The organism is Chloroflexota bacterium, from assembly GCA_020161265.1.
In the GTDB taxonomy this organism is placed as follows: Bacteria; Chloroflexota; Chloroflexia; order Chloroflexales; family Herpetosiphonaceae; genus Herpetosiphon.
Genome location: JAIUOC010000005.1, coordinates 141,770 through 167,714, shown reverse-complemented (window position 1 = coordinate 167,714; position 25,945 = coordinate 141,770). Strand labels below are relative to the sequence as shown.

Below are 25,945 nucleotides of genomic sequence, written 5' to 3'. Positions count from 1 at the left end.
CTCCTTCTTAACGATCCACTTCACCAAGCACCGGATCGATGCTCGCAATCAATGCCACCAAGTCGGCCATCAATTTGCCTTTGGCGATGTGGGGCAAGGCTTGCAAATTAATAAATGACGGTGCGCGGAAGTGGACACGCCATGGTTTGGGAGTGCCATCGCTCACCACATAACAGCCAATTTCACCTCGTGGTGATTCGATTGCCGCGTAGGCCGAACCACGCGGTGGGCGGAAGCCTTCCGTCCACAGCTTAAAGTGGTGAATGAGCGATTCCATGCTGTAGGTAATTTCGCTCTTGGGTGGTGGCGCAACCTTACGATTTTCGGTCACATAGGGCTGGCCATGCATTTGCTTGACGCGCTCGATCGCTTGACGGGCAATCTTGACGCTTTCGCGCATTTCTTGCACCCGACAGCGATAGCGATCGTAAATATCGCCAGCTTGGCCGACTGGTACATCGAATTGGTAGGTTTCGTAGCCACTGTAGGGCATGGTTTTGCGCAAATCCCAATCGACACCACTGGCGCGTAAGTTCGCGCCCGATAAGCCGAGGGCAATTGCATCAGCAGCATTGACCACACCAACGCCTTTGGTACGTTGCTTCCACAACAAGTTGTTGGTCAACAAATCTTCATATTCATCGACCTTTGGCAAAAAGTGGGTCAAGAAATCTTCCACCGTTGGAATGAAATCGGCTGGAATATCCCAAGCCAAGCCCCCAACCCGGAAATAGCTGGTCATCATACGTGCGCCAGTCAGCATCTCGAAAATATCGAGAATATACTCACGTTCGCGCATCGCATAGAAAAACACACTCATCGCGGCCAAGTCGAGCGCGTGCGTGCCCAACCAAACCAAGTGCGAGTTGATCCGCGTCAGTTCCAGCAACAATACCCGCAAGGTTTGGGCACGTTCTGGCACATCTTGCTGCATCAATTTTTCAATCGCCGCCACATACACCATATTATTCGACATCGGCGCAAGGTAATCCATGCGGTCGGTCAGCACAATTGATTTGGTGTAGGTTTTGGTTTCGATGGTTTTTTCGATGCCAGTGTGCAAAAAGCCCACGTCGGGAGCCAGTTGCACCACGTTTTCGCCATTGAGTTCGACGGCTAGCCGGAGCACCCCGTGGGTTGAAGGGTGTTGCGGCCCCATGCTTAGCACCATGGATTGCTCGCCGTTTTCATCAGGCTCGTTATTTAATGCCACCGCCGCAATTTGCGAAGGTGTTGGAATTTCAATATCGGGATACGCATGTGCGTGCATCACCATAGCGCATTACTCCTTCGCGAAGGGCTTATTGGCGTAAATCCAATCTTCGTTATGGGTGAAAGCCACTTCCTCATAGCCCAAGGGATGATCCTTGCGCTGGGGATGGCCTAGCCAATCTTCGGGCATCAAAATACGTTCCAAGCCAGGATGCCCGGTGAAGATAATGCCAAACATATCGTAGGTTTCGCGCTCTTGGAAGTTGGCAGTTGGAAAGAGCCGCGCCAAGGTTGGAATAGTTGGATCAGCTTCGGGCACTTCAATATGCAACGTTACCCGCATTTTATTTTGAAATGAGGTCAAATGAACGACCACCTCAAAGCGTGGATCACGCCCCAGGTAATCGACCCCACATAATTGATTTAAAAAGGTAAAGGCGAGATCTGGCTCATCGCGCAGCCAACCAGCCAGCGCTGGCAATTGCTGGCGTTCGACGGTGAAGCACAAATCGCCGGATTCATCGCCAATGCGAACGGTAGGGAATTGGGCAGAAACGCGCTGCTCCAAGGTTGCTCTATCAATCATAGCTTCCTCAATGAAGAGTGACGCAGCCACGGCGAGACGCTGCAACAGGGCGTTGCCAGCGTAATGGTGGCACCAAATACAACGTAGGGCAATGCCTTAGCACTTGATCGCCGGTGATCAAGGCCCATTGCCCCACGACAGATTGGCGACATTTAGCCAAGTGGCTTAAGTGCGCCACGTTCTGCTTGTTCGATCCGAATCGGCTTGCCATCGGCGTGATCGGTGATTTTGTCGCGCTTGATCTTCTCGTGCAATTGCAAAATCCCGTCGATCAAGGCTTCGGGGCGAGGTGGGCAGCCAGCCACATAGACATCAACTGGCACAATTTCATCAACACCTTGCACGATGGCATAGTTGTTGTAGACCCCACCACACGAGGCACAATCGCCCATGGCCACAACCCACTTGGGTTCGGGCATTTGGTCGTAGAGGCGGCGCAGCACCGGAGCCATCTTACGGCTGACCCGCCCTGCCACAATCATCAAATCGGCTTGGCGCGGTGAGGCCCGCATCAACTCCAGCCCAAAGCGTGACATGTCGTAATTTGAGGCTTGACCAGCCATCATTTCGATTGCACAGCAAGCCAAACCAAACAACATCGGCCACATGGCCTTGGTGCGACCCCAGTTGACGACTCCTTCGAGGGTTGTCGTAACAATCCCCAAATCGCCAGCTTTTTCTTCTAATCCCATCGGAGCGCCCCTTTCCGCCAGATGTAGACAAAGCCAACTAGCAGAATGCCCATAAATGCGCCCATTTCGGCTAGCCCAAATAGGCCCATTTGGCGGAAATAAAGTGCGTAGGGCATTAAAAAGATAATTTCAATATCGAACAAGATGAACAGCATGGCAACCACATAGAAACGGACTGGCATCCGTTGCATAGCATCGCCCAGCGGGGTCATCCCTGATTCGTAAGGGATGAGTTTGCGCTTTGTTGCTTTTTTGGGGCCAAGGATGGCCGACAGCACCAAGGCTGCCACGGGAATCACCACCCCAACAACAAAGATAATGAAGATCGGCAAAAATGGCCGTAGCATAAGCTGCTCCTCCGGCACGGACACAATCGGCATAACGAATTATATCCTTATTGATGATTGTGTCAAAAAGGACAAAGTACGCTCACCCGCGTTTTGCGGCAACCTGACGCGGCTAAATTGACTTTGCGTTCTACTGCCTATCATACCCGATTCAGCCAATTTTGAGTAGCGCACAAAGTCAAAAGTCAAAAGTCAGAAGTCAAAACGGGTTTAGGGATCAGGGGGCAGCGGCGAGGGGCTAGCTTTAACGCAGAGGCACAGAGCGATTGAAGGATGAAGGATGAGGGATGAAGTCCAAAAGGCAACATTTAGAGATCAGGTGGCCAGAGTCCAGGGGTTAGTTTTAACGCAGAGGCACAGAGCGATTGAAGGATGAAGGATGAGGGATGAAATTTAACGCAGAGACGCAGAGGATGTATAGCTTTGGGCTATTAGCTATTGGAACAATAATCAAGCTAATCTGTGCAATCTGTGGCTAAAACATACTTCGCGATCTTCGCGGTTTCTGGCTCTTTGGGTTCTTTGTAGTTTCGGTTTTTACCTTGAGGAGCATGTATAATGTTGCATTATGCTTGTACTTTTTCCTGCCGAACCATTTAATTTGCCGCATGTTGATGCTGTGTATGCTGCGGAAGTTGTTGCCGCTACTCAATTAGGGCTAGCTTGGGCGGTCATCGATCTTGAGGCTTTATTTGATGGTGCGATCAAGCAGGCCTTACGCCGTGTGCCTGTTGCTTCCGCGACAACTCTCGCCATCTATCGCGGTTGGATGCTCAGCCTTGCCCAGTATCAACAATTGGCACAGGGCTTGGTGGCTAAAAACTACCAATTAATTAATGATCTCGCTGCATATGTCGCTTGTCATCATTTGCCGAATGTGTTGCCCTTGCTTGGCGACCAAACTCCAGCTAGTTTAGTGTTTTCCCACGAGCAAGGTTTGGATGCAAGCAACATTGCAGCCCAGGCAGCAACGTATTTTAATCAGCACGCCTTGATCATCAAAGACTATGTAAAATCGCGTAAACATGAATGGTATGAAGCTTGTTTCATTCCCAATGCTAGCGACCAAGCCCAAAGTGCCCGCGTGATTCAGACGTTTATTGAGCGCCAAGCTGAGGCCTTGGTTGGTGGGGTGGTGCTGCGTGCATGGCATCCATTGCAGATTTGGCAAATGCACCAGCAAAGTGGCTTAGCCTTGGCCTACGAGTATCGCAGTTTTTGGCTTGATGGCAGGCTGTTGTGGGCTACGCCCTACTGGGATCATCAACCGAGCCAGCCAACCCCTGATTGGTCGCGCTATGCCGCGCTGGCCCAACAAATCCAAAGTCGCTTTTGGACATTAGATCTGGCCTTGACCCAAACAGGTGATTGGCTGATTATCGAACTTGGCGATGCTCAAGTATCAGGTTTGCCCGATCATGCTGATGCCCAGGAACTATTGCAGGCCTTGGCTCAACAGTTAACTATCTAAATCTTGGGCAAGCCAAGCTTCGGCTTCGGCAAGGGTTGCACAGAAATAACAATGGCCTTGTTTGTTTTCCTCGCCTGCCATCTCGGCAAAATATTGACTATGGGCTTGTTGGCTCAAATCAACAATAATTGCCAATTTCACATGATACTGACGGAGTTTTTGCAAAATTTCACCCGCCTCACGGGTGCTTAAATCAAAAAAGCCTAGGGTTAGGTTTTCAGCATATAACGCCAGATTCAGACAATCTTCGCCAAAACAATGCTCTAAAAGCAGGTTGATTTCACTTATTTTTTGCAAAACTGGTTGTTGCTGTGGCCCAAGCAGATAGCGCAGGGGTGGTTTTTCCACAAGCTCAAGCTTCATCAAAAGCGCTCCTTATCTCGCGTTTCAAAGATTAATGGTGCTATTGAACCATAGAATCAAGCAATTGAGCTACGGCTTTGGGCGCATTTAGCCTAGGCATCAAGCGGGATTTGGCGATTGTTAAGCGAAATACTGCAAAATCTCATCAAGTTCTTAGCCAGTTGGCACGGAGTTTGCAGGGTCGCTATGCTACAATGGCTGCCATGAAGCGCGATGAGATTATTATGCTTAAAAAATTTCCACACGTAGCCTTGATTGTGCTACTTTTAGCCAGTTGTAGCCGCGATGTCGTCGGTCAACCAACCGCCACGCCGCTAGCATCCCCCGCTCAGTTGTTGCAGCAAGCCGAGCAACATCAACAAGCCGACCAAGTTGATTTGGCCTTGAGCGATTATCAACAGGTTTTATTGCAATACCCTGATGCACCCGAAGCACGAGTTGCCAAATTTGGGGTGGCCTATAGTGCCTTCTTGCGCCAAGATTGGGCTGCTGCATGGTCGCAATTAAGTGCTTTTATCAACGAGCAAACCCATGATCAATGGCATTTGCGAGCACTGTTTTTGCTGGGACGGGTCGCTGAAATTCAAGGCGACCATGCGATCGCGATCGAGGCCTATCAACAATATGAAGATCTTAAAGGCTTGTTGAGTGGCTATGCTGCGCAACGCCGCGCCGCCCAACTGCAAGCAACCAACCAAACCGAGCAAGCGATTGCAGCCTATGCTGCCAGCGGACGCTATGATATGGCTGGGCCGCAGCGAGTCGCCAGCTTAAACAAAGCCTTAGAATTTTATGATCAAACGGGGCAGGCCGAGCAAGCACTTACTCAACTCGAAGTTATTTTGAGTTTCGCCCGCACCCCCAGTTTTCGTTCAACGACCTTGCTCGATGCGGCGCGGCGTGCTCAGCGCTTAGGTAAAACTGAACAAGCCCGAACATGGCTCCGCGAAATTATCAACCAACACTCAACCATGAGCGAAGCGCCAATTGCGATTGATGAACTGGCAGCTTTGGGCGAATCAACCCCAGTGCTGGCCGCCGCTGGGATTGCCTACAACCATGGTCAATATCTTGATGCGGTCAGTTTGTTCGACCAAGTGCTGGCCAATGGCCTGACTGGCGAAGAAGCCGCCGAAATCGAGCGCAAACGGGCTTTGGCCTTGCGCCAGCTCGATGATTATGCTGGTGCCCAAACAGCATTTAATAGTATTGCCGAGCGTTTTGCCGAGCTGCCGATTGGCCGCCAAGCGCGACTTGATGCGATTCAAACCCAAGGTCAAGCTGGCGATCGCGAAGGCTCACGGTTGGCTTATCTCGATTTTGTCGAGCGCCATCCCGATGATCCGTTAGCACCCGAAGCCTTGCGCCGCGTCGTCGAAATCACCTCATGGAGCGGCGATCCAGCGGCCACCGCCAATGCGCAAATTATGCTTGGCCAGCGCTACCCGTGGAGTCACGAAGGCCAACAAGCCTTGCACGCCGCAGGCCGTTATGCCTGGGATACGGGGCAGGTTGAGCAGGCAGCGGCAGTTTGGCAATTATTGGGCGATAGCAATATTGGGCCACCCCGCGCCGAAGGTTATTATTGGCTGGGGCGCTTGGAAATTAGCCGTGGCAATCGTGAAAAAGGTGAGCAATTGCTGCGTTCGGCTCAAGCAGCTGATCCCAATTCGTACTATGCGGCACGGGTCGCCGATGCCCTCAACATTAACGATGGCGATCAACTGCCAATTGGCTCACCAATTAGCCCTGAGGCTGAGCAAGCAGGCTGGCAATGGATCGCCAGTTGGTCAACCGCACCAACCAGCGACACCTTAGATACTGAGCCATATAGTTTACGCGCCGAAGAATTAAGCTGGACTGATTTGCACGGCGAAGCCCAAGCCGAGTGGATCGCCGCGCGTGATGCCGCTTTGAATAATCCATTTAGTATCTATCGAGTGGCGTTGGCCGCTTTACGAAGCGATATGCCCTATGCTACTGTGACCACAGCCCAAAAGTTGGTACAACTTGCACCAATTGAGGCTGGCGAGCCAAGCGTCGCAATTCGCCAATTGCTCTATCCTACGCCGTATCCTAGCGCTGTTGTGACCAAAAGCCAAGAGTTTGGGCTTGATCCACGGGTGTTGTATGCAGTGATGCGCCAAGAGAGTATTTTTAACCCGAATGCAACTTCATGGGTGGGGGCGCGTGGCTTGGCCCAAGTGATGCCCAGCACTGGCGAGGGTATTGCCCAGAATTTAGGCATTGAGGGCTTTAGCGTCGATGATTTGTATAATCCGGTGACCTCGATTCGTTTTGGAGCTTATTATATCGATGCTCAAATTGAATATATGAGTGGCAGCCTACCCGGCGCGTTTGCCGCCTACAACGGCGGGCCGGGCAATGCCGAACGTTGGGCTAATGGTCGAGTTGTGGCTGATCCCGACCGTTTTATTGAAATTATCGATTACGCTGAAACCCGCCACTACGTTGAAGTAGTTTATGCCAACTATGGAGCCTATCGGCGCTTGTATCAGCAACCATAAGCAAGAACATAGGACATAGAGCATAGAACATAGGGAGTTTTGATCCACGAAGGGCACGAAGAGCGATTGGCTATCGGCTATCGGCTTTGGTTTGTTGATCGTCCAATCCATTTCCGATAGCCGATAGCCATAGTTCCTTTGCGTCAAAAATTCTATGTTCTATGTTCTCCCTTTCATCCCTCATCCTTCATAATTCATCCTTTGTTAAGGGTTACATGGCAAATACTCGATACCACCGTAAACTTGAGATTTGGCCGATTGACCATCGCTGCCTTGGGCCAAAATGTAATATTCGAATGAGCCAAAACGTTGCCCTGACATTTCGCGTTTCGCGAGCAAGGTACGGCTCCAATTACCACCACCACCTTGCATCACCGTCGATTGCCAGCGGCTTGGTCCAGCGTGATAGTACAAGCTCACATCGCCAGCAGGCAAATTATCGACTGACACGCTAATCGTAATTTGGTCGGGCAGGCCACAGGCATTTTGTTCGGCAAAAGCGCGAGTTGAGGCTACTGGCTCGCCAATAATTGGTGGCAGAATTGGCATAGGCGTATCGGTTGGCGTTGGCGGCACTGGCGTATCGGTCGCGGTTGGCGGTACTGGTGTATCAGTTGGCGTTGGTGGCGCAGGCGTATCAGTCGCGGTTGGTAGCACCGGCGTATTGGTACTGAGCACCGGCGTATTCGATGGCCGAACGGTCGTTGGGGCTGGCCGGGTTGTATTGCTTGGAATTGGTCGCGTCGAAGTTGCGGTCAAGGTTGGTGAGCTCGTTGGAGTTGTCGTTGGGGTAGTGGTTGGCGTTGTAGTGGCACTCGGCACGCTGGTTGCACTGGGCAAGGCTGCTACTCGCAGGCTATTAATCTGGCCAACGGCGACCTCAGCACTCGCCGGATCGCTCCATTGGCCTTGGCTGCTTTGGGCACGCACGGCTAAACGGTAGGCGGCGGCTTGGCTCGGTTGCCATTTGAGATTGGCATAGCCAAATTGTGAGCCGCGCATGGTTGGTTGTTGGGTTGCCACAACTTGGCCATTGACGCTTAATTCAATCGTGCTGAGGCCCATTGGATGATAACCATGCGCCAGCACTTGAATCTCACCAAGTTCCAAAGCGCTGCCAGTTAGTGGTGCGTCGATCCACACTTGGGGCATAATTTGGGCTTGACTTGGTGCGGCGGCTGGTTGCTGTTGGCAAGCGCCCAAGAGGCCAATTAACAAAATTCCAAGCCATCGTTTCATGGTTGCACCGTTAGTTTCAATGAAAAATCGCCTAGCTCGCTACTGCAACGTTGGTTGCGATTGGCAAGCTGGCGCTCGGCTTGAAGTGTAAAGTTCAATTTGGGGTCATTCGATTGCCCAATTTGTTCGAGCAAGGCTTGATCAACAGTTACGGTAACCACACCATTCGTCGGCCAAGCAGCTAAATCAATTATTTGGCTAGCCCTCCCAAGTTGCAGGCTAGCGCTGGCGGGGCAAGCTTGATCGGCTGGCTCACGTTGACTTGCAATGCTAAAGCTTAATTCCAAGCCACCGACTGATTGATCGAGTCGCGGCAAAATAAAGCTCACACTGCCATCAAACCAGCTGGCCGTGTAGCGCCGACAGGCAGTTTCGGCGACGGCATTGCGCTGAAGCAGCAACAAACTGCTGACATAAGGATAATTCAGGCTGGTTGATTGGCTTTGGTCGATCGTCAAGGCTGGGCAGCCATCACCAACCGTTTGCTGGGTCACGCCTGCATTCAGATTAAACAGGCTTGGAGCGAGAGTATAGCTGCCGGCTGCCAATTTAAGTGCTGGCAAACAGAGCACTTCACTATCCAGCGAAACGGCCAAACCACGAAAAGCTTGCACGCTCAAACATTCATCGGTTGGGCTGGGCATGGTGCGCGGAGCCAAAAAGACTAGGCGTTGGGTAGAATTGACGCGGGTTAATTCGAGCGGTGTTCCAGCCAAGCGATCGTTAATTTGAAAGCCTTCAAGATTGGCGTTGGCACTACAATCTTGGCCGTCAGCGCTTGGGAAACAAGCTTGTTCGCTCCATTGCCAGGTTAAAACAGTCGCGCCCGCCGCCAGATTGGTGCTACAGGCAGTGCGCCAAAAATCGTCATCCTGTGGTGCTGCTTGCACACATGCTTCTAGATCGGTGGTTAAGGCGAGGTTGGTTGGCGGCGCAATTGTGCTAAGCGTGGGCACTTGCTGAATTTGGGTACTAGTGTTCAATTGGCCTTGCAAACTGAATAAATCGGCATCGAGGGCAATTATTTGCTCCTGCCCAAGATTTAATGTGGTGCTGGTGTTGCCCAATAATTGTGGCTGCGTGCCATTCCAACCCCAGCATTCCAAATTCCAAGTTTGGCTGGCACTGATCGCGGTTAGTGGTAAAGCGCTGGCTAAATCGTAGCCTCCAGCAATTGGCAGCAAAAAGCCTTGATTTGGCACTCGTTGCCATGGGCCGTTCGCTAACGAGCTATAACAATAAACATCGCTGACGGCAATTTTTGGTGTGAGCAGCAAACTAGCAAATTGAGGTATTTGCAACGTTGCACAGGCCGAATCGGCATTCTCTAGTGCCACCACTGGGCTAGCCGCTGCCCCTGCTGGATTAAACGCCACCACATAATAGAGCGTTTGGCCAAAATCCGCTGGTTCCTGCCAAAGCTGTGGGCCAGAACCGTTGGTGGCAACAGTTGCCACTAACTCAAAATGGCTTTGGGTTGGTCCAGCGCGATAGATAAAGAAGCCATCAGCATCATCTGATGTGGGCGTAAACACCAACTGGGTTTGGCAATTGCTGCTGCCAACCAGCGCCTCAGGAGCTAAGGGCACATCGGCTGTGCCAAAACGGCGCTGCAAATCAAACCAGATTGCATTAGGATCATAGGGCGTAGCCAACGGCAAATTGGCAACATCAGATGGAAGTGGCGCTTGAGTCGCACTCAGGCTAGTGGTAGTGCTAATTGGGGTAAATTGACCAGCTAGCTGAATCGTGATTGGTTGATCGCTGCCCAAGGGTTGGTTGAAGGGCAAATTACCAAGTTGGGGGTTGAGTTTCAGTAGGGTTTGGGGTGCAACATCAAAGGCCTTGCTCAGGCTTTCGAGGCTTTCGCTCGATGCTTGTTGCACCTGGAAGGTGGCAACTGGCTCATATGGCAGCACAGCATTCAAGCGCACAATCGCCGAGGTTGAGGGAATTTTGCTGGTATCGTTGGTGCGAGCAACCAAACTATGATCGCCCAAACCAAGCGATTGCCAAGCAAATAAACCTTCGTACAGGGTTGCATTATTCGCCGCTTGCAGCGCCCATGGCTGGCCATCAGCCCATAATTCGACGTTCTCGATCGGCTGGCTACCCCATGAGCGCGAATGCACCGTCAGCACCTTGCCCACTGGAATCAAACTCTGATTGAAAGGGTATTGCAGCTGGGTAAAGAGGGTTGGTGGCGTTGGTGAAAGTTGGGCGACAACCGGCTGCACCAACAAGGCATAGCCAATCAAGCCAACCAGAAGCGCCAAACTGAGAATGGCAATAATTAAAATTCCAGCACGTCGGCTCATCATAGCTACCTCCCGTTGAAGCTCAGCCATGGCTGCGCCTCAAACGGTTATGCGTAAAGACGCTGGTCAGATCGTGAGGTTGCGCAGCGTCGGATCACCGATGCGTAATCCGACGCTTGGTCTTTACGTTGCATTGCGCAATCAATCAATTAAAGGTTGTTGATTGCGCTTGTTTATGTCACTTTGAGCTATTGACGAATCGTTGCTGCTGCTTATTTCCCAATCAAGGGTAGGTAAACCACGTTGGCTTCGATCGTGAGTGTGCCAGCGGTAAAATTAATCTGGTAGTGCTGAGCCTGCAAACTACCTTGGCTAATTGGATACTCACCAAGCGGGCTGGTGAGAGTTGCGGTTGTGGTTAATGTGCCAGTTAATGCACTTGCAGCCGTATCTTGCAAGCGCAAGCCAGTTACTTGATAGCTCAAGGGCGGGTTGGGTTGGCCGAATAAACGACGTTGGTTATCAGCAACGACCTGTAATGGCGCTTTGGCAACGGTCAGCGTAAAGCTTTGCGTTACCATTGTACCAATTCCGTTGCTCACTTGGAAGATCAAATTTGGGAAACTACCACTAGTGGTCGGCGTGCCCGCCAAGATTCCGCTTTGGCTATCAAAACTTAAGCCTGCTGGCAAGCTGCCAACAAGATTGAGGGTTGGGGTTGGGATGCCGCTCGCCGTCAGGGTGTGGCTATAGGCCGTGCCATAGCTCGCCGCTGAAGGCAAACCACTGGTAATCAACGGGGCAACGCCAATCGTGGTCGCATCGCTGGCTTGAACCGTGGTTTGCAATTCGCCAGTATCGCGATAGCTAAGGCTGGCTTGATGCTGAATTGTGCCTGTGGCATTGGGCTTGACCGTAGTGGCAACTTGCAACAAACCTTGGCTAGCCGAGGCAAATGGTGTGGTCAGATTGAAGGTTACTACACCATTTTGCTGGCTACATGTGCCCACCAAGGGGCTAGCAATTGTACAACCGTTGTAGCTTAATTGGCTTGGCACAAGATACTGCACTTGAACTTCAGTTGCGGGGCGGGCGCTTGGCTCAGTTTGTTGATTATTTAAGTTCAGTGAGGCAATGACCGAGGTGTTGGGTTGCACGCTGGTTAAGCCATCGCTCAGGCCCAAGTGCATGCGAGGAGTTTGGGCGCTAATTTGATAGATTGAAACCGAGCCGCTCACTTCGTTAGCAACCAACAACAAGGATTTGCCAGTTGGGCTATCTTCGGCGGCGATCACATGCATGCCTTCAGGCCCAAGATCGTCAGGCGTGCCGGTTGCATAGCTGCTGGGGAAACTACGAGCAGCGAAATATTCGAGAAATTGGGGCGCGTGCGGGTTGCTCACGTCGTAGGCCATAATTCCGCCCATCCGCTCCAAGCCCACAAAGGCATAGCTGCGGCCATCAATCGTCGCTACCGCCAAGGCTTCTGGCTCTGGGCCTTTATCGTCGCTACGGTTATCGCGGCTGTGGGCGGTGTTGTTGGCATTGAAATTATTTGGAAAGGCAGCGGCAGTCCGGGTTTCCAAATCATCGCCACTATCAAACACCAACTGACCCGTCGTGCCATCCCAAATCGAGAATGAGCGTGCGCCAAATGAATAGAGTGCCTGATACTGCCCGCCAAAGTTGCCCTTGGTATTGGTGATATTCAAGCGCCCAAGTTGGGCATCTTGTTGCAGGCTGGCAGCGTTGGTAAACACGCTCGAATCAAGCACCACATTTTTGACCCGCACTTCTTCAGTAAATCCGGTGTAGTCGCGGGCATCGCCTTCATTGGCGGTTACCAAATAGGTTTGGTTGTTGGCAGCATAGCTATTAATCGTGTCTGGCTGATACATACCCAACATAGGCCAAGGCGCAATTGCATTCGCGCCATCACTATCACTGGGATCAAGCCCAAAGCCCGCGCTGTTATGATTTTTATAGCCCAAGCCTTTGAGCCATTGCACCCGCCCCGCATTCAGATCGATCAGCGCCAAGCCATTATTTTCTTGCAGCGTGACATAGGCTTTGCTCGAATCGGCTGAAATAGTTAAATATTCCGGCTCCAAATCTTGGGCGACACTGGCATTTGGCCCGAAAATGCGAATTTGTGGGTCAAGTTCAGCATGGCGACTGCCACCAAGATTAAAATCAGTAAAGCCAACCAAACTTGATGAAAGCACGCTGGTAGTTGTAATGCTGGCAAAATTTTGCGGCAAATCGATAATCGCCACTGCACCCTCAGGATCAACCGAATCAACTTGGTTGTAGCTGTTGGGTTCGCCCTCAATCGCCACCACGATTCGGCGGCCATCGGGCGTGAAGGTCAGCATATCGGGCACTGCCCCAACTGTGATTTCATTCAAAAACACGCCATCGCGATTGAACAACACCACCCGCCCAGGCTCGGTTTTGACGGCAGCATTGGCGGCCACCGCGACTAAACCATTGTGCACCGCCACGCTGTTGGGCACATTGCTGCTGGTAGGCGTGATGGCGATCGTTGTAAGCAGTTGCGGATTGGTTGGATTGCTCAGATCAACAATATCTAAGGCGCTGTTAAACCCATTGATCAAGACCATGCGCTGGCTTTGCGGATCAAAATCAACAATTTCTGCCGCCCGTGGATCAGCGCTACGAAATGGTCCTGGGTTATAACGGCCAATTCGCGTAAGTTTGATTGCGGGAGTCGGGTCGGTTGGAACACCAGTGGTGGTGAGCGCTGGGGTTGCCAAGCTCGCTTGAGGGAGTGTCGCTAATAATAAACTTAATCCTAGCCCGTATGCTGTTCGCCGAAAACGCATAGCCAATTGCTCCTCATAGAATAAATATTATTCACACAGCGATTTTTTGCACCAGCCCTAAGCCATCGAGTATCATAGGCGTTGATTAACAAACAACAATCAACAGGTTAAATCTGCTACGATAGGATTTTTGCAATGCGTTTTGATATTTTGACCTTGTTTCCAGCCATGTTTACTGGCCCACTGACTGAAAGTATTTTGAAACGAGCGGCTCAAGCTGAATTATTGCAATTTCACTTGCATGATATTCGTGATTACGCCACCGACAAGCATAAGATGGTCGATGATTCGCCAACTGGCGGCGGGGCGGGGATGGTGATGAAGCCTGGGCCGTTGGCGCTTTGCACTGAGACAGTATTGGCCGCCAATCCCAATCCAGCTCCAGTGGTGCTGATGACACCCAGCGGACGCGTGTTTAACCAAACGATCGCTCGTGAATGGGCGCAACTGCCGCGTTTGGTGCTGGTGTGTGGCCATTACGAGGGCATCGACGAGCGCTATATCGAACGCTATGTGACCGATCAAGTGTCACTGGGCGATTTTGTGCTGACTGGCGGCGAGCTGGCAGCCATGACAATTGTCGATGCAGTTGGCCGCCTTGTACCCGAAGTGCTCGACCCTGAATCGCTACTCCACGAAAGCCATGACGATGGCCTGTTGGAATACCCGCATTATACCAAGCCCGCCGAATGGAATGGGGTCGCCGTACCGCCAATTTTGCTAAGTGGTCATCACGCCAATATTGCTAAATGGCGGCATGAGCAGCGTTTACGCCGCACATTGGAGCGCCGCCCCGATATGTTGCGCCATGCCACGCTCTCCAAAAAAGATCGCCAGTTGCTCAAAGAATGGGGCTGGGAAGAAAAATCAGAAGGCAAAAATCAAAAGGCAGAAGGCTAAGGGAAGGGATAAGGGCTGAAGGGGTTTAACGCAGAGGCGCAGAGGGAGTAGGGGTCAGGGATCAGGGGCTAGAACTTTTTGGCCATGAATTTCACGAATTATTGTTTGAGAGCCAATGGCTCAACCCTGACAACTGACCCCTGACAACTGAACTCTACTCAATCGTTTTGGCGGTAATCTCAATTGCTTGCTGCAAGTTAGCATAGGTTTGCAAGTTTTGCTGAATTAAGCCAGTATGCACTAATTCTTCGGCCACAGCGGGCGTTACACCAACCAAGACTGGCTCACAGCCGAGCAACCGCAACATTTGCAATAATTGCTGCATACTGGCCGCCGCCGCTTGATCAATTGCTGAAACCCCAGTTATGTCAAATAGTAAGATTTTAATGCGTTTGGCTTCAACATAATGCCCAGCTGAATCGGTGGCGATTTTGATCCGCTCGGCTGATAAATTGCCAATCACTGGCATAATCGCCATGCGATTGCGTAATGGAATAATCGGAAACTGCATCTGCTGCACAGTCGTTTGCAAGGCACTACGTTCAGCCATACTTTGCTCTAAATCGGCCAAGGTTTTTTGCAAGGCCTCGTTTTGTTGTTGGGCGAGGGCATGCGAGCTGGCTAATTCGCGCTGCGATTGCTCAAGCGCGGTCGAACGCTCTTGCAATGCGCTATAGGCTTTTTGCAAGGTTGTATCAAAACGGCGGCGCGTCAGCAAAAAGAAAATTGGCGCTTGAATTAAAATTCCACCAAGCATAAATAAGAGCGTCACTCGCAAGCGTTCGAGCGATTGACGTTGAAATTGCGAGGCCCGATCAACAATCTGCCGCCGCTCATTGACCATTACGCGAGCATTTGATTCCATATTTACTAAAACAGGAATTAATGCTTGTACCGAATGATCTGAGATATTGAAGCGAGTTTGATTTTCAAGGGTAAAAAACTCCCGCTTAATCACTTCAAATGAGCTGCGTTCGAGCATACTGCGCTGATCATCCTGCTCAACGCGGTAAAAATCACTCAGCACATTAATTCGGCTACCCACTAAATTACGCCGCAATACAAACTCATTGCCTAAATTGGGCGTACCCATACTAATTTCATTGGCAATCACTCGCAACCGCAGAATTTCGCGCTCAAGCTGAGTTGGGTTCCAGATGCCGCCATCAAGGGTGAAAAAGCGCGTTGCCACACCTAAAGTTTGTAAATTAAAGCCCAACAGCACAAGCAAGATCAAAAAGATCAAGCTTGTGCCTGCCAGCACCAATCGTTGAATCCAACGGCGAGGTTGCATTATTTAATCTCCATACTCCGCAACTGCCAGATCCACATACCAACATATTTTTCATGCTCAAGTTTGTAGGCGTGGTATGGAAAAACAATTTCCAGCGGGCCTTTATCGGCGACGGCCATGCGCTCACCATCAATGCGGGTCGCCAAGATGACAGGCATTGTGCGTAATTCATCGATTGCAATATCAACGCTATAATCATTCAGCGCTACGGCTTTGACCGTTTTAGCTCCCTCAGCAACCTTGGCCGCCTCAAAAATACTGCTGATCAAAACGCCTTGGTAGGTGACGGTGCGACCCAAAAAGGGATCTTCGAGAGTATATTCAACCACGCCCAATTGCTCAAGCGTTTCCATACTAAAATCGAGTTGTTGGGCATTGTTGGTCTGGCCAATCAGGCCGCTGAGGCTCAAAATAACCTCTGAGCTAGGGGCTGGAATCGCCTCGCCTGCTTTGATCGAGGCTGGAGTAATAACCTTGTAGGTGCTCGCCGGGTCGATTGCGGTTTCGCCACAAGCAACCAAACTCCCCAAAACAATCATAGCAACCATCAATAATCGAAACCCAGTGTGCAACGAGCGGCCCATGCGGCAACCTCCTCAAACCACGGCAGACAACAAAGTGTAAAGTAATCTTGAGCGAAATATGTTTCATACCTATGCTACGCCAAGACTGCAATTTGTGCAATTTGCCCAAAGTCGTGTCTTACTATAGCCGTCATCCCCCATTATTGGGATTAGTTGAACCAAATTCATCCACCAAATAGGGGATGCTGCACGCCAATAACGTTTTACACTTAAATTAAAATTACGCCAAACGCTGGCTTGGGCTTAGTTTAGCGTCGATTTAACTAAAAAAGGGTTGTTATGCAACAACCCTTGGTAAGCAAACCTGAACTTGGTTATTTGGCAAAGACGCGGTAAATCGCGCCGCCAGCGTCATCGGAAAGATACAAACTACCGTCACGGCCCACAATTACATCAACTGGTCGGCCCCAAACGGCTCCAGCATCGGTGAGCCAGCCGGTGGCAAAATCTTGAGCATTGCCAGCTTTGCCATCAGTTACCGGAACAAATACCACTTTATAACCCGTTGGGCTTGAGCGATTCCATGAGCCGTGGAAGGCAACAAACAAGCCGCTTTGATAGGGTTCGGGGAAGTTACTGCCGTTGCCAAATGCTAAACCAAGCGGGGCGCTGTGGGCTTGCATCTCAACCGCAGGCGGCGTAACACCTTGGCAAGCATTGGCATCTTTGCCAAATTCAGGGTCGGCGATCCGCCCTGAGTGACAGCGAGGCCAGCCAAAATCCAAGCCAGCGCTGGTTGCCACATTGACGGTTTCTGGGGGCTGGTCGTCACCCAACATATCACGACCATTGTTGGTAGCCCACAATTCGTTTGTGCCAGGCCGCCAAGTAATGCCCACTGCGTTGCGCAAGCCCTTGGCATAAATTCGGCCATTGCTGCCATCGGGGTCATATTCCATCACGGTTGCCCGTCGTTCATCGTCTTCGTTACAAACATTGCACGATGAGCCAACCGCCACATACAACTTGCTTTCATCAGGGCTAAATAGCAAGGTGCGCGTGCTATGGCCGCCAGCAGGTAAGCCATCGATAATCGTTTGGCGTTGAGTATACTTGCCTTCAGGATCAGGCTGGGTTAATTTAATCACTTTGGTAGTTTCGGCCACATACAAATTCCCCGCTTGGTCGAAAATCATGCTTGATGGGGAATCGAAGCCATCAGCAATTACCTCAACGCCATCAGCCAAACCATCGGCGTTACGATCGGGCAAGCGGACAATCCGATCCTCACCACGCTCGGCGGTATAAATCGCGCCATCTGGGCCAATTGCCAACATGCGTGGGCCAGCCAGCTTACTTTGAAACACACTAATGCCAAAGCCATCGGGCAAAGTAACCGCATTGGTTGGCTCGACTACTGCGGTTGGCGCGTTGCGTGCCGGCTTGCCAGCACTTGTTGTTGGCTCAGGGCTTGGTACAATACTGGTTGTTGCAGTGGCAACTGGTGTCGTGGAACTGCCAGCGGCTTGGTTGAGCGGCACGGTGGTTGGCGCAATCGGCGCATCGACTTGTTGCTCACCACAGGCGGCCAACAAACCAAGCAAACTGATCAAAAGCAGAGCTTTGCGCATGGTACCTCCTAAACATCATCATAAGAAAGGTATCACAACTCATGGATTTATTTAGCTATCAAGCTAGTCAAAGCAATGATGCTCCCTTGGCGGCTCGTATGCGCCCGCGAACCCTCGCCGAATACGAGGGCCAAACCAAGATTGTGGGCGAAGGGCGTTTGCTGCGTCGCCTAATCGAGCGTGATCAATTGATTTCGCTAATTTTATGGGGGCCACCTGGCACTGGCAAAACCACCCTCGCGCGAATTATCGCTGGAGCTTCTTCGGCACATTTCGAGCCACTATCGGCGGTTAGCGCTGGCGTAGCCGAATTACGCAAAGTCGTTAAAGAGGCGAACGAACGTCGTGGAATGTACGGCAAGCGCACAGTGCTATTTATCGATGAAATTCATCGTTGGAATAAAGCGCAACAGGATGCCGTGCTGCCAGCAGTTGAGGATGGCACGGTCACCTTGATTGGTGCAACCACTGAAAATCCATCATTCGAAATTAATCGCGCGTTACTTTCACGTTGTCGGGTGATTGTGCTCGAAGCCTTGGAAGATGCCGCAATTGATAAGATTATCGAACGCGCATTAAACGACAACGAACGCGGCTTGGGCAAACAACAGGTTCAACTCAGCTCCGAAGCCCGCGATATGTTGATTCATTTGGCAAGTGGCGATGCCCGCGCCGCCTTGACTGCGCTCGAAGCTGCCGCATTAACCCAAGTTCCTGAGCCAAACGGCCAACGCCTGATCGATCTTGAGGCGATTGTTGAGGCCTACCAACGCCGCAACGTAGCCTACGATAAAACTGGCGAGTTGCATTACGACGCAATTTCGGCCTTGCATAAATCAGTCCGCGATAGCGACCCCGATGGCGGCTTATATTGGCTCGCTCGTATGCTTGAGGGCGGCGAAGACCCGCTGTATGTGGCCCGCCGCGTGATTCGCATGGCAGTCGAAGATATTGGCTTGGCCGACCCTTTGGCTTTGGGAATTTGCGTGGCGGCCCAGCAAGCTGTACATTTTATGGGTGCTGGTGAAGGTGCATTGGCCTTGGCTCAAGCCGTCGTCTATCTGGCCCAAGCACCCAAGAGCAACGCGGTCTATCGGGCGTATGGGGCAGTGCTACACGATGTTGAGGCTACCCGCAACGAACCAGTGCCGCTGCATCTGCGCAACGCGGTCACTGGCTTGATGAAGGGTTTAGGCTATGGATCGGGCTATCAATATGCCCACGATTTCAAAGATGCCCAGGTTGAGCAGGAGCATCTACCGGCGAATTTAGCGGGGCATCGCTATTACTACCCGACAGATCATGGCTATGAGGCGCGGGTTCAGCAGCGCTTGGCATGGCGTTACCCTGAGGATCAAGCTGCAACGTCGGAAGCTTCCACATCAGCCACGACACCCCAATCCCCACCGCCAAAAGCATGAGCCAAAGCCACCAAACTGGTTTGGCCCAGGCTGAAACGGCTAAGGTTGGCCACAAAATCACCAATGTGACAACCTTAGCCCGCAAGGGCATGCCCCGTTTATCGCGAAAATTGCGAATATAGCTGCCCAAATAGCGATTGTTGATCAGCCAGTTGTACCAGCGTTGCGAACCACGCATATAGCAGGCCGCCGAGGCCAACAACGGCCCTGTGGTGGGAATTAACGGCACGAAAATGCCAATTACGCCTAATATCAGAAAGATAGTCCCAAGACTAATCCAAAGCAGTTTGCGAATTGATGTCATACCACGAATCCTTCAATCTATACTACTGCTATTATAGCGCTGCTTGGGAGCAGTTTCCGTAACTTTTGTTGGCTAATTTGCTCGAACATCATTACAAATACCCACAAAAAAGCGCAGCAGGTTGATACTCTGCTGCGCTGAATCTGCAAATTAAATTATTCAGCGGGTTTTTCTTTGGCCTTGGCTTCTTCACGAGCTTCGATTGATTCTTGCCACATTTCGCAGGTCGTTTTGAGGCCTGAACTCAAAATCATTTTGGCAGCAATTGTTGCGCCAACCGAGGCAATAATTGGCAAATTGAAGGGCAACAGGCCAATCAACAACGGCGCTAGGGCCGTGGCAATATTATCAGCCGCTGCATTGCCACTATCGCCACCAACCACCGCCGCTGCTGTGCCGCCCTTCGATTCGGGCAATTGAGCCAAAATTTGGCTGCGCTCTTTGCTTTCGCTAGCACACAGCAAATTGTAAAGTTTTGGCTCGATTTCGGCCCACCAGCGTGCCCCAAAAGCCCGCAGATTTTCGCCCAAGCCCATTTCAACCCCAACTGGCTCGGCAAATGCGCCTTCAGCTTGGGCTACTTCGAGCGCGGCGGCATCGGCTTCTTCAGCTTGTTTGACTTGAATCCCAAGTTTGCGAAACAAATCATCTTCCGAAAGCTCCACCAAGGAACGAACTTGGCTTTCCAACACGGCTTGTTGATTGGTTGAATCGCTCACAGCAACTCCTTAAAATAACTCAATGATGCTTGGCTGCTGATAAAGGTTATCATACAGCTCTAACGTCACACTCCTAAACATGGGCATCGGCATCGCCATAATCACGGGGCCGATTCCCGCCATCTCCACCACTTCCTCTAAACATGGGCATCGGCATCGCCATAGTAGGTGTAGGCCAAGCCCAAGGGATTGCGCTCTTCTTCGATAAAATGGCGGCGTAGCGCTGGCAAAATATCGCCAATCGCCTCCCCTTGCCCTAGGCGTTCGATCAGTTTTTGGCCAAAGGCAGCAGCAAATGGCGCAAGCATTGGGCATTCAGTGCCTAAAATGCCCCGCGCCCCCAATTGGCTGAAAAATGGAATAAAGCCACTACTCAAGGTTGGCAGCACTTGAGCCGATTCACACATATTCAAAATTACCAACGGTTTGCGTTCGAGTTTTAAGCCCCACTGGCTCAGCAAGCGTAATGGCAACAGGCTTTGATTCCATTTCAGCCAGCTATCGCTAATATTTGGGTCGCTTGGTTGATATTCTTTCTGGCTCAAACTCAGCAAATCGCTATATTTGCTGCGCACATTGTCATCCAAACGCGCCATTTGATCGCGAAACTTGGCTAGCCAATCTGAAGTATCGTCAGGAGTTTTGGCGGTATGGCCATGGCAATACATATAGACAATATCGCTTTTACCGAATAAGCCGCCAAGGCTATTTTTATCGCCTGATTCACGTAAATCGAGCGCCACATTGCCTCGGGTTGTGCTCCAGGTTTGCAGCGCTTCACGATGTTGCTGGGTCACATCAACAACTGCATCAGCGATTGGCACGCGGAAATTGTAGGTTCCGCCGCTAATCTGCAATTGGGCTTGGGCAGTTGGCGCTTGCTGAGCATTTTGGGCCAGTTGCGGGGTCATAATTTCCAAACGATAGCGACAACCCCAAAATTTATTCAGATCAACGCTGTTGGGATCGTTGACTGGCTCAGGATAAAGCAAGCCCCATGGCACACCGCTGGGCATGCCTTCGTGGATAATTTGCAAGGCTGGTAAGGTTTGATCGGCGCTAATTGTTTCAAGCCATGTTCGCAGTGCTGCCAACGATTCAGCTTGCTCTGCGCTGGCTCCACTTGGCGCAAACAAAGCAGCATACAAACGATTGCCCACAACTGCTAGTTGATACAAACTTTCGCGGCGTTCGGCCAACTTGCCACGGCTGCCTTGGCGATACGATGGTTGCCAGGTAATATCGTAGAGCGTGTTTCGCGCTTGCACAATTTCGTTGCTCAAGCTGGCGGCATTGATTGGCAGTACCAAATTTAAGCCGCGTTGCTCGCTGCGAGTGCTCGTGCCTTCATCGGGCCAGGCCACGCTCATACGATAAAATTCACCATCACCTGTTAATTTGCAGGTTATTTTTTTCGGGCGAATTGCCGCTAAATCAGCAAAGCCAGCCGTGCGCGAATAGCTAACTCGCGCCATCAACGGTGCAGCTAAATCGCTCTCGACGGGCGTAATTTTGAAATGCAATTCAAGCGTTTGTAGCAAAGTCCAGTTGTAATAAACATTGATCCAAATTGGAATATCATCAATCGCTTGCTTGGCTGTTAGGCTAAATTGCAAGCTGGCACTATCGCCAGCAGGCGGCAAACTCAAGCACTGCATCGGCGCATCAAACACCACATATTCGCCGCGACTTGAAACGCTGATAAATAAGGGTAAATCTTCGCTTATTTCGGGGGTTGGCAAGGCTTGGGCATCAGTTAAACGCGAATCGCTCCGCCGCTCACCGATATTAATCCGCAAATGGTAACGACTTGCGACTGCCAAGGTTGTGGTTGGTGGCACAAGGTCGGGGGGATCATCGGCATAATACAGCGCTGCATTAACCACCCGTGGTGTAGTTGGCTCTGGCTCAATGCCTTCGTTATCGCCACGCTGATCATCATTTTGTTTAGTTGTGATCGCTTCGCCTTGCCAATGCACCGTGCGATCCGGAAAGATTCGCGTGATCGTAACGGTTAGGCCAGCCAATGCACCAACGACCGAAACATTGCTTTGTTTCAGCTCAGCTACAGCAATCAGCGTCGCTGCGTCACCCTCTTTGGGGTTGGGCGTAGGCGTGATCACCACCCAATCGATTTGACGTTGATTGACGATCATTAAAGCGGTTGCCAATGGCATACCCGCAGGCAAAATTAACGCAAGCGCAGAAGGAGCCACCATCGAAGTACCCTCCTAGCAGTACCAAGTGATGGCTCCATTGTACGTAGCAGCTTCATGGCTTGTCAACAGGCTAAATCCACAGAAACCCATAGACCATCTGATACACGGCTGGGGTTACCAACACTTCAATCAAGCCCGCCAGCACTAGTCCAGGCACAATCACCAAACAAAATACTTTGAGATACATGGCCCAAGCCCAGAGCAAATGCCTCCCCGCGCTATAGGTTGGTGGTACAAACGCCAAGGAAGCACCTAAGCGCAACGCTAGCGCTGCCGCCATAATGCTTAACGGAATTTCCAATAAGCCATGCGGCAACTCATAGGCGACTAGATAATTTAAGCCTGTGGCTAGCCCGCCAGTGGCCGCCAACGTGCTGGCCCGAAAACTAATGCTCATCAAATTGATCACTGGAGTCGTTAGGCCAAAAAAGCCGAGGCTAATCGCTGAAAATAGCCCAGCAAAGAAGAGCGAAAAGCTATTTCGCACCACTGTCACGCCAAACGAGGGACTCCACAGCGTACCTTGATTGGTATCTAAACGAGTCATAAGCTTCGCTAATGATTGTTCGCGATCGCTGATTGGCGTAAATTGGCTACCAAAGATGATCCCCGCAACACAGCAAACGAGCACAACCAGCAAAGCCAGTCGCGTTTCGCGCCAAACTACCGCTAATTCTTGGCGATAGAAGCGTTTGAGCCATGCCCCAGCATTGCGTTCTGGACCACGCGCAGTTTCAACATAAAACAACCCTAAATGGTTATCGGGGTTGCTCCCTGCTGGGCGAATTTCGCTGAAAAAGGCATTGAAGGCCCGATTGATTTGACCAACATTCAGCGCCAAATGCTCACGCGAGAGAATTGATTCGCGTTTAAAACTGCCAATCCCCGTGCGAGTTAGCACAATTGTCAAGATTAACATCACCGCCATAATCGCATTCAGAACATCGAAGCGTTCGCCGATGATCAGCACTGCCTCAAGCTGCACCATAATTGCAACTGGCACCAAAATAAAGCTAGCTAATAAGTTGGCCAAACGCACGGTGTTGGTATGCGACGAAATCACCACTGCCGCCGAGACCATCGCCAAAGCTTGGGCAATACTCAGCAACACCATTTGGCTAAAAATGCCCAGGTTGATCCGCTCAAGCAAGGCGGTTGGGGCAAAGACGTTCAGGCCAACCCCAAACAGCAGCATGGCAATTAGGCTTGCGCCAATTGGGGGCACAATCGCCGCCAACAACTTACCACGATACAACTGATCATCGCTGATTGGCATCGAAAATAGTGATTCCAACGAGCCACGTTCGCGCTCGCCAACAAAAACCTCAAGCGCCACAATCAGCGAAAACGAGGCTGGCAAGAAACCAACCAACAACACGATAAAGGGCATCAAATTGACCACCCCATCGGGCGTATCAACATTGGAAAAGGCATAGATCGCGCCAAACAACGCGCCAATTGGCACTAAAAACGTCAATAACCCAATCGGAATCAGAATCCTCCAGTCGCTCAGAGTATCGGTTGCTTCGCGTTGCAGAATTGTCATAACTGGGCCATAGCTTTTGGTCGATTGGCTCAGGCGTTGGGTTGAGCTGCGTTTGCTGATCGTTTCGTGCTCACGCGAGAGCAATTCCTCACGATTAAAGCTATACATGCCCCAACCAACCATGGTCAGGCCAACCACCAATAGCAAGCCATTAATTAGCACAATTGGCAAAAACATGCCATTAATGATGATCAGCGCTTCGATCTGCACCAAAATTGCCATCGGAATCAGGATGAAGCTCGCCAGCAAGTTAGCCGCGCGAATACTGGTGGTATGCGAGGAAACATACACCGCCGCCGCAACCATGGTGAAAACTTTAATCAACAAAATCGCCGTAATCCCAAGAATCCACACATTGGTCAGATAGTCGCTCAGAAAAACTCGATTTGGCAGCGAGGCCATGCGCACAGGCCGCCCTAATTCGATTGCCAAGCTATAAATGACCATCGCGACTGCTGATGAGCCAATTGGTGGCAAGAGTGCCGCAAAAAATTTGGCTAAATACAAGCCGCGATCACTCATTGGCATCGCCAACAACGATTCAAGAGTTGAGCGTTCGCGTTCGCCGACAAACGATTCCAAAGGGCCAATCAAAGAAAGTGAGGCAGGCAAGAAGCCTGCAATCAATAAGCCAAGCGGAATTAAGCTACGATTGATAAATTCATCATCGAGAAAACTCACTGCCTGCGCCACCCCGGCCCGCAGAATCAGCGGCAACAGCACCGAAAGAATACACAGCGGAATCAAGGTGCGCCAATCGCTGAGCGTATCGCGTAAATCGCGCCGCGTAATCGTCAAAGCTTGGTTGCTCATAAGGCAGCCTCGGCAACTGCCGCCGCATTAGGCTGCTCAAGCGTAGCGCTGACCCGTTCGCGATGGGTTTGACCAACAATCGTCAGATAGACATCTTCTAATGAGCGCTGCACTTCGTTGATTGAGAGCAATGGCCAGCTCCAGCCGCTAATCCGTTGAATCAGCACAGGATTGAGTTGATGCGGCTCAGTCGTGCGATAGCGTAACCAATCAGCGCCAACATCCTCAATTGTTAGCAAATCGGCTAGACGTTTGGCTAGCTCCGCTTGGGGTTGGGCTAGGCGCAACTCCCAAATTGGGTCGCCCATCAATTGTTGGCTCAGCTCGGCAATTGTGCCTTGCACGGCAATTCCACCATCGTGCACCACCGCAATGCGATCGGCCAACTCCTCGGCCTCATTCAAATTATGGGTACACAAAATGATCGAGCGCTGGGCCGAGCGCAAGCCAGCAATTGCATCGCGCACGGTGCGGGCTGAGTGTGGGTCCATCGCAGTGGTTGGCTCATCGAGATACAAAATATTCGGATCATGAATCATTGCCCGAATCAAGGCTAGTTTTTGTTTCATACCTTTAGAATAGCCGTCGATGCGTTTTTCGCGGGCTTCCCACAGGCCAAATTGTTGCAGCAACTGCACCGCCCGATTGCCACAATCACGATCATTCATGCCCTGTAAACGCCCAAAAAACAGCAAATAATCGAGCGATTTCATGCGATGGTAGAGGCCAGGGAATTCAGTCAGCAAGCCAACAGCATGGCGTACTTCACGTGCATGGGTTTCAACATTAAAACCACCAACGATTGCCCGCCCGCTGGTTGGCTTGAGAATTGCCGCTAGCATACGGATACTGGTAGTTTTGCCAGCGCCATTGGGGCCAAGCAAGGCCAAGACTTCGCCCGGCTTAACTTCAAGCGATACGCCCTTTACAGCGTGAAAATCTCCAAATTGCTTACGTAACTCTTCAGCAATGATCATTGCAGAACTCCTATCCAAACCGCCACCATCATCAAAAAGGGCGTATCAATACCAG

Annotated in this window: 19 protein-coding genes and 1 pseudogene; 4 read left to right on the top strand and 16 right to left on the bottom strand. The window is 51.1% G+C overall.

The genetic code is table 11. The features are described 5' to 3' along the window. Positions 1-7: 7 nt before the first annotated feature. The 4 genes from LCH85_12820 to ndhC form a co-directional block, all read right to left on the bottom strand. A complete protein-coding gene (locus LCH85_12820; GenBank protein ID MCA0352872.1) occupies positions 8-1,276 on the bottom strand; it encodes an NADH-quinone oxidoreductase subunit D in 1,269 nt (422 codons plus the stop codon). Between the two features lie 6 nt (positions 1,277-1,282). Further along, complete coding sequence (locus LCH85_12815) at positions 1,283-1,798, bottom strand: NADH-quinone oxidoreductase subunit C (GenBank protein MCA0352871.1); 516 nt, start codon at positions 1,796-1,798, stop codon at positions 1,283-1,285. Between the two features lie 152 nt (positions 1,799-1,950). Then, on the bottom strand, positions 1,951-2,490 hold the full coding sequence (locus LCH85_12810) for an NADH-quinone oxidoreductase subunit B (protein MCA0352870.1): 540 nt from the start codon (positions 2,488-2,490) through the stop codon (positions 1,951-1,953). Next, on the bottom strand, positions 2,481-2,837 hold the full coding sequence (ndhC, locus tag LCH85_12805; protein MCA0352869.1) for an NADH-quinone oxidoreductase subunit A: 357 nt from the start codon (positions 2,835-2,837) through the stop codon (positions 2,481-2,483). Before ndhC ends, LCH85_12810 begins: the two co-directional genes overlap by 10 nt. Positions 2,838-3,405: 568 nt before the next feature. Here ndhC and LCH85_12800 point away from each other — a divergent pair. Next, positions 3,406-4,308, top strand: a complete 903-nt coding sequence (locus LCH85_12800; GenBank protein ID MCA0352868.1) for an ATP-grasp domain-containing protein — start codon at positions 3,406-3,408, stop codon at positions 4,306-4,308. On the opposite strand, the gene LCH85_12795 is transcribed toward LCH85_12800, so the two are convergent. Then, positions 4,297-4,671: a DUF4180 domain-containing protein gene (locus LCH85_12795; GenBank protein MCA0352867.1), complete on the bottom strand. Its 375-nt coding sequence runs from the start codon at positions 4,669-4,671 to the stop codon at positions 4,297-4,299. The two genes, LCH85_12800 and LCH85_12795, sit on opposite strands and share 12 nt — an antisense overlap. A gap of 224 nt (positions 4,672-4,895) precedes the next feature. On the opposite strand from LCH85_12795, the gene LCH85_12790 reads away from it, so the two are divergent. After that, on the top strand, positions 4,896-7,199 hold the full coding sequence (locus LCH85_12790) for a transglycosylase SLT domain-containing protein (GenBank protein ID MCA0352866.1): 2,304 nt from the start codon (positions 4,896-4,898) through the stop codon (positions 7,197-7,199). A 204-nt stretch (positions 7,200-7,403) separates the two neighbouring features. On the opposite strand, the gene LCH85_12785 is transcribed toward LCH85_12790, so the two are convergent. The 3 genes from LCH85_12785 to LCH85_12775 form a co-directional block, all read right to left on the bottom strand. After that, the gene (locus LCH85_12785) at positions 7,404-8,438 is read right to left on the bottom strand and encodes a hypothetical protein (protein MCA0352865.1); all 1,035 of its coding nucleotides are present in this window, start codon (positions 8,436-8,438) and stop codon (positions 7,404-7,406) included. Next, complete coding sequence (locus LCH85_12780) at positions 8,435-10,759, bottom strand: hypothetical protein (GenBank protein MCA0352864.1); 2,325 nt, start codon at positions 10,757-10,759, stop codon at positions 8,435-8,437. The genes LCH85_12785 and LCH85_12780 overlap by 4 nt, the downstream gene beginning before the upstream one ends. A gap of 209 nt (positions 10,760-10,968) precedes the next feature. Next, positions 10,969-13,542, bottom strand: a complete 2,574-nt coding sequence (locus LCH85_12775; protein ID MCA0352863.1) for a choice-of-anchor I family protein — start codon at positions 13,540-13,542, stop codon at positions 10,969-10,971. A 135-nt stretch (positions 13,543-13,677) separates the two neighbouring features. Here LCH85_12775 and trmD point away from each other — a divergent pair, with 135 nt between their 5' ends. Next, positions 13,678-14,442, top strand: coding sequence for a tRNA (guanosine(37)-N1)-methyltransferase TrmD (gene trmD, locus LCH85_12770; protein ID MCA0352862.1), 765 nt, complete (start codon positions 13,678-13,680; stop codon positions 14,440-14,442). Positions 14,443-14,596: 154 nt separating this feature from the next. On the opposite strand, the gene LCH85_12765 is transcribed toward trmD, so the two are convergent. The 3 genes from LCH85_12765 to LCH85_12755 all read right to left on the bottom strand — a co-directional run bounded on the left by LCH85_12765 (position 14,597) and on the right by LCH85_12755 (position 17,891). After that, a complete protein-coding gene (locus LCH85_12765) occupies positions 14,597-15,736 on the bottom strand; it encodes an STAS domain-containing protein (protein MCA0352861.1) in 1,140 nt (379 codons plus the stop codon). Then, positions 15,736-16,320 carry a molybdopterin-dependent oxidoreductase gene (locus LCH85_12760; GenBank protein MCA0352860.1) on the bottom strand — a complete coding sequence of 195 codons (585 nt, stop codon included), beginning with the start codon at positions 16,318-16,320 and terminating at the stop codon, positions 15,736-15,738. Before LCH85_12760 ends, LCH85_12765 begins: the two co-directional genes overlap by 1 nt. A gap of 314 nt (positions 16,321-16,634) precedes the next feature. Then, positions 16,635-17,891, bottom strand: coding sequence for a PQQ-dependent sugar dehydrogenase (locus tag LCH85_12755; GenBank protein MCA0352859.1), 1,257 nt, complete (start codon positions 17,889-17,891; stop codon positions 16,635-16,637). Positions 17,892-17,932: 41 nt separating this feature from the next. Between LCH85_12755 and LCH85_12750 the strand changes: the two genes are divergently transcribed. Beyond that, positions 17,933-19,312 carry a replication-associated recombination protein A gene (locus LCH85_12750; GenBank protein MCA0352858.1) on the top strand — a complete coding sequence of 460 codons (1,380 nt, stop codon included), beginning with the start codon at positions 17,933-17,935 and terminating at the stop codon, positions 19,310-19,312. Here the strand turns inward: LCH85_12750 and LCH85_12745 are convergent. From LCH85_12745 to LCH85_12725, 5 genes and pseudogenes are all read right to left on the bottom strand, one after another. Further along, positions 19,257-19,616: pseudogene (locus LCH85_12745) on the bottom strand (YbaN family protein). The gene LCH85_12750 and the pseudogene LCH85_12745 sit on opposite strands and share 56 nt — an antisense overlap. 155 nt (positions 19,617-19,771) lie before the next feature. Further along, positions 19,772-20,335 carry a hypothetical protein gene (locus LCH85_12740; GenBank protein ID MCA0352857.1) on the bottom strand — a complete coding sequence of 188 codons (564 nt, stop codon included), beginning with the start codon at positions 20,333-20,335 and terminating at the stop codon, positions 19,772-19,774. A 137-nt stretch (positions 20,336-20,472) separates the two neighbouring features. Further along, on the bottom strand, positions 20,473-22,554 hold the full coding sequence (locus tag LCH85_12735; GenBank protein MCA0352856.1) for a CHAT domain-containing protein: 2,082 nt from the start codon (positions 22,552-22,554) through the stop codon (positions 20,473-20,475). A 70-nt stretch (positions 22,555-22,624) separates the two neighbouring features. Further along, positions 22,625-24,913 (bottom strand): stage II sporulation protein M, encoded by a 2,289-nt coding sequence (locus LCH85_12730; protein MCA0352855.1) that lies wholly within the window; start codon positions 24,911-24,913, stop codon positions 22,625-22,627. Beyond that, entirely contained in the window at positions 24,910-25,890 is a 981-nt protein-coding gene (locus LCH85_12725) for an ABC transporter ATP-binding protein (protein MCA0352854.1), read from the bottom strand. The genes LCH85_12730 and LCH85_12725 overlap by 4 nt, the downstream gene beginning before the upstream one ends. Positions 25,891-25,945 lie beyond the last annotated feature (55 nt).

Coding starts and splice junctions, on each gene's coding strand:
- LCH85_12820 (MCA0352872.1), bottom strand. CDS start 1,276: ATGGTGATGCACGCACATGCGTATCCCGATATTGAAATTCCAACACCT.
- LCH85_12815 (MCA0352871.1), bottom strand. CDS start 1,798: ATGATTGATAGAGCAACCTTGGAGCAGCGCGTTTCTGCCCAATTCCCT.
- LCH85_12810 (MCA0352870.1), bottom strand. CDS start 2,490: ATGGGATTAGAAGAAAAAGCTGGCGATTTGGGGATTGTTACGACAACC.
- ndhC (MCA0352869.1), bottom strand. CDS start 2,837: ATGCTACGGCCATTTTTGCCGATCTTCATTATCTTTGTTGTTGGGGTG.
- LCH85_12800 (MCA0352868.1), top strand. CDS start 3,406: ATGCTTGTACTTTTTCCTGCCGAACCATTTAATTTGCCGCATGTTGAT.
- LCH85_12795 (MCA0352867.1), bottom strand. CDS start 4,671: ATGAAGCTTGAGCTTGTGGAAAAACCACCCCTGCGCTATCTGCTTGGG.
- LCH85_12790 (MCA0352866.1), top strand. CDS start 4,896: ATGCTTAAAAAATTTCCACACGTAGCCTTGATTGTGCTACTTTTAGCC.
- LCH85_12785 (MCA0352865.1), bottom strand. CDS start 8,438: ATGAAACGATGGCTTGGAATTTTGTTAATTGGCCTCTTGGGCGCTTGC.
- LCH85_12780 (MCA0352864.1), bottom strand. CDS start 10,759: ATGATGAGCCGACGTGCTGGAATTTTAATTATTGCCATTCTCAGTTTG.
- LCH85_12775 (MCA0352863.1), bottom strand. CDS start 13,542: ATGCGTTTTCGGCGAACAGCATACGGGCTAGGATTAAGTTTATTATTA.
- trmD (MCA0352862.1), top strand. CDS start 13,678: ATGCGTTTTGATATTTTGACCTTGTTTCCAGCCATGTTTACTGGCCCA.
- LCH85_12765 (MCA0352861.1), bottom strand. CDS start 15,736: ATGCAACCTCGCCGTTGGATTCAACGATTGGTGCTGGCAGGCACAAGC.
- LCH85_12760 (MCA0352860.1), bottom strand. CDS start 16,320: ATGGGCCGCTCGTTGCACACTGGGTTTCGATTATTGATGGTTGCTATG.
- LCH85_12755 (MCA0352859.1), bottom strand. CDS start 17,891: ATGCGCAAAGCTCTGCTTTTGATCAGTTTGCTTGGTTTGTTGGCCGCC.
- LCH85_12750 (MCA0352858.1), top strand. CDS start 17,933: ATGGATTTATTTAGCTATCAAGCTAGTCAAAGCAATGATGCTCCCTTG.
- LCH85_12735 (MCA0352856.1), bottom strand. CDS start 22,554: ATGGTGGCTCCTTCTGCGCTTGCGTTAATTTTGCCTGCGGGTATGCCA.
- LCH85_12730 (MCA0352855.1), bottom strand. CDS start 24,913: ATGAGCAACCAAGCTTTGACGATTACGCGGCGCGATTTACGCGATACG.
- LCH85_12725 (MCA0352854.1), bottom strand. CDS start 25,890: ATGATCATTGCTGAAGAGTTACGTAAGCAATTTGGAGATTTTCACGCT.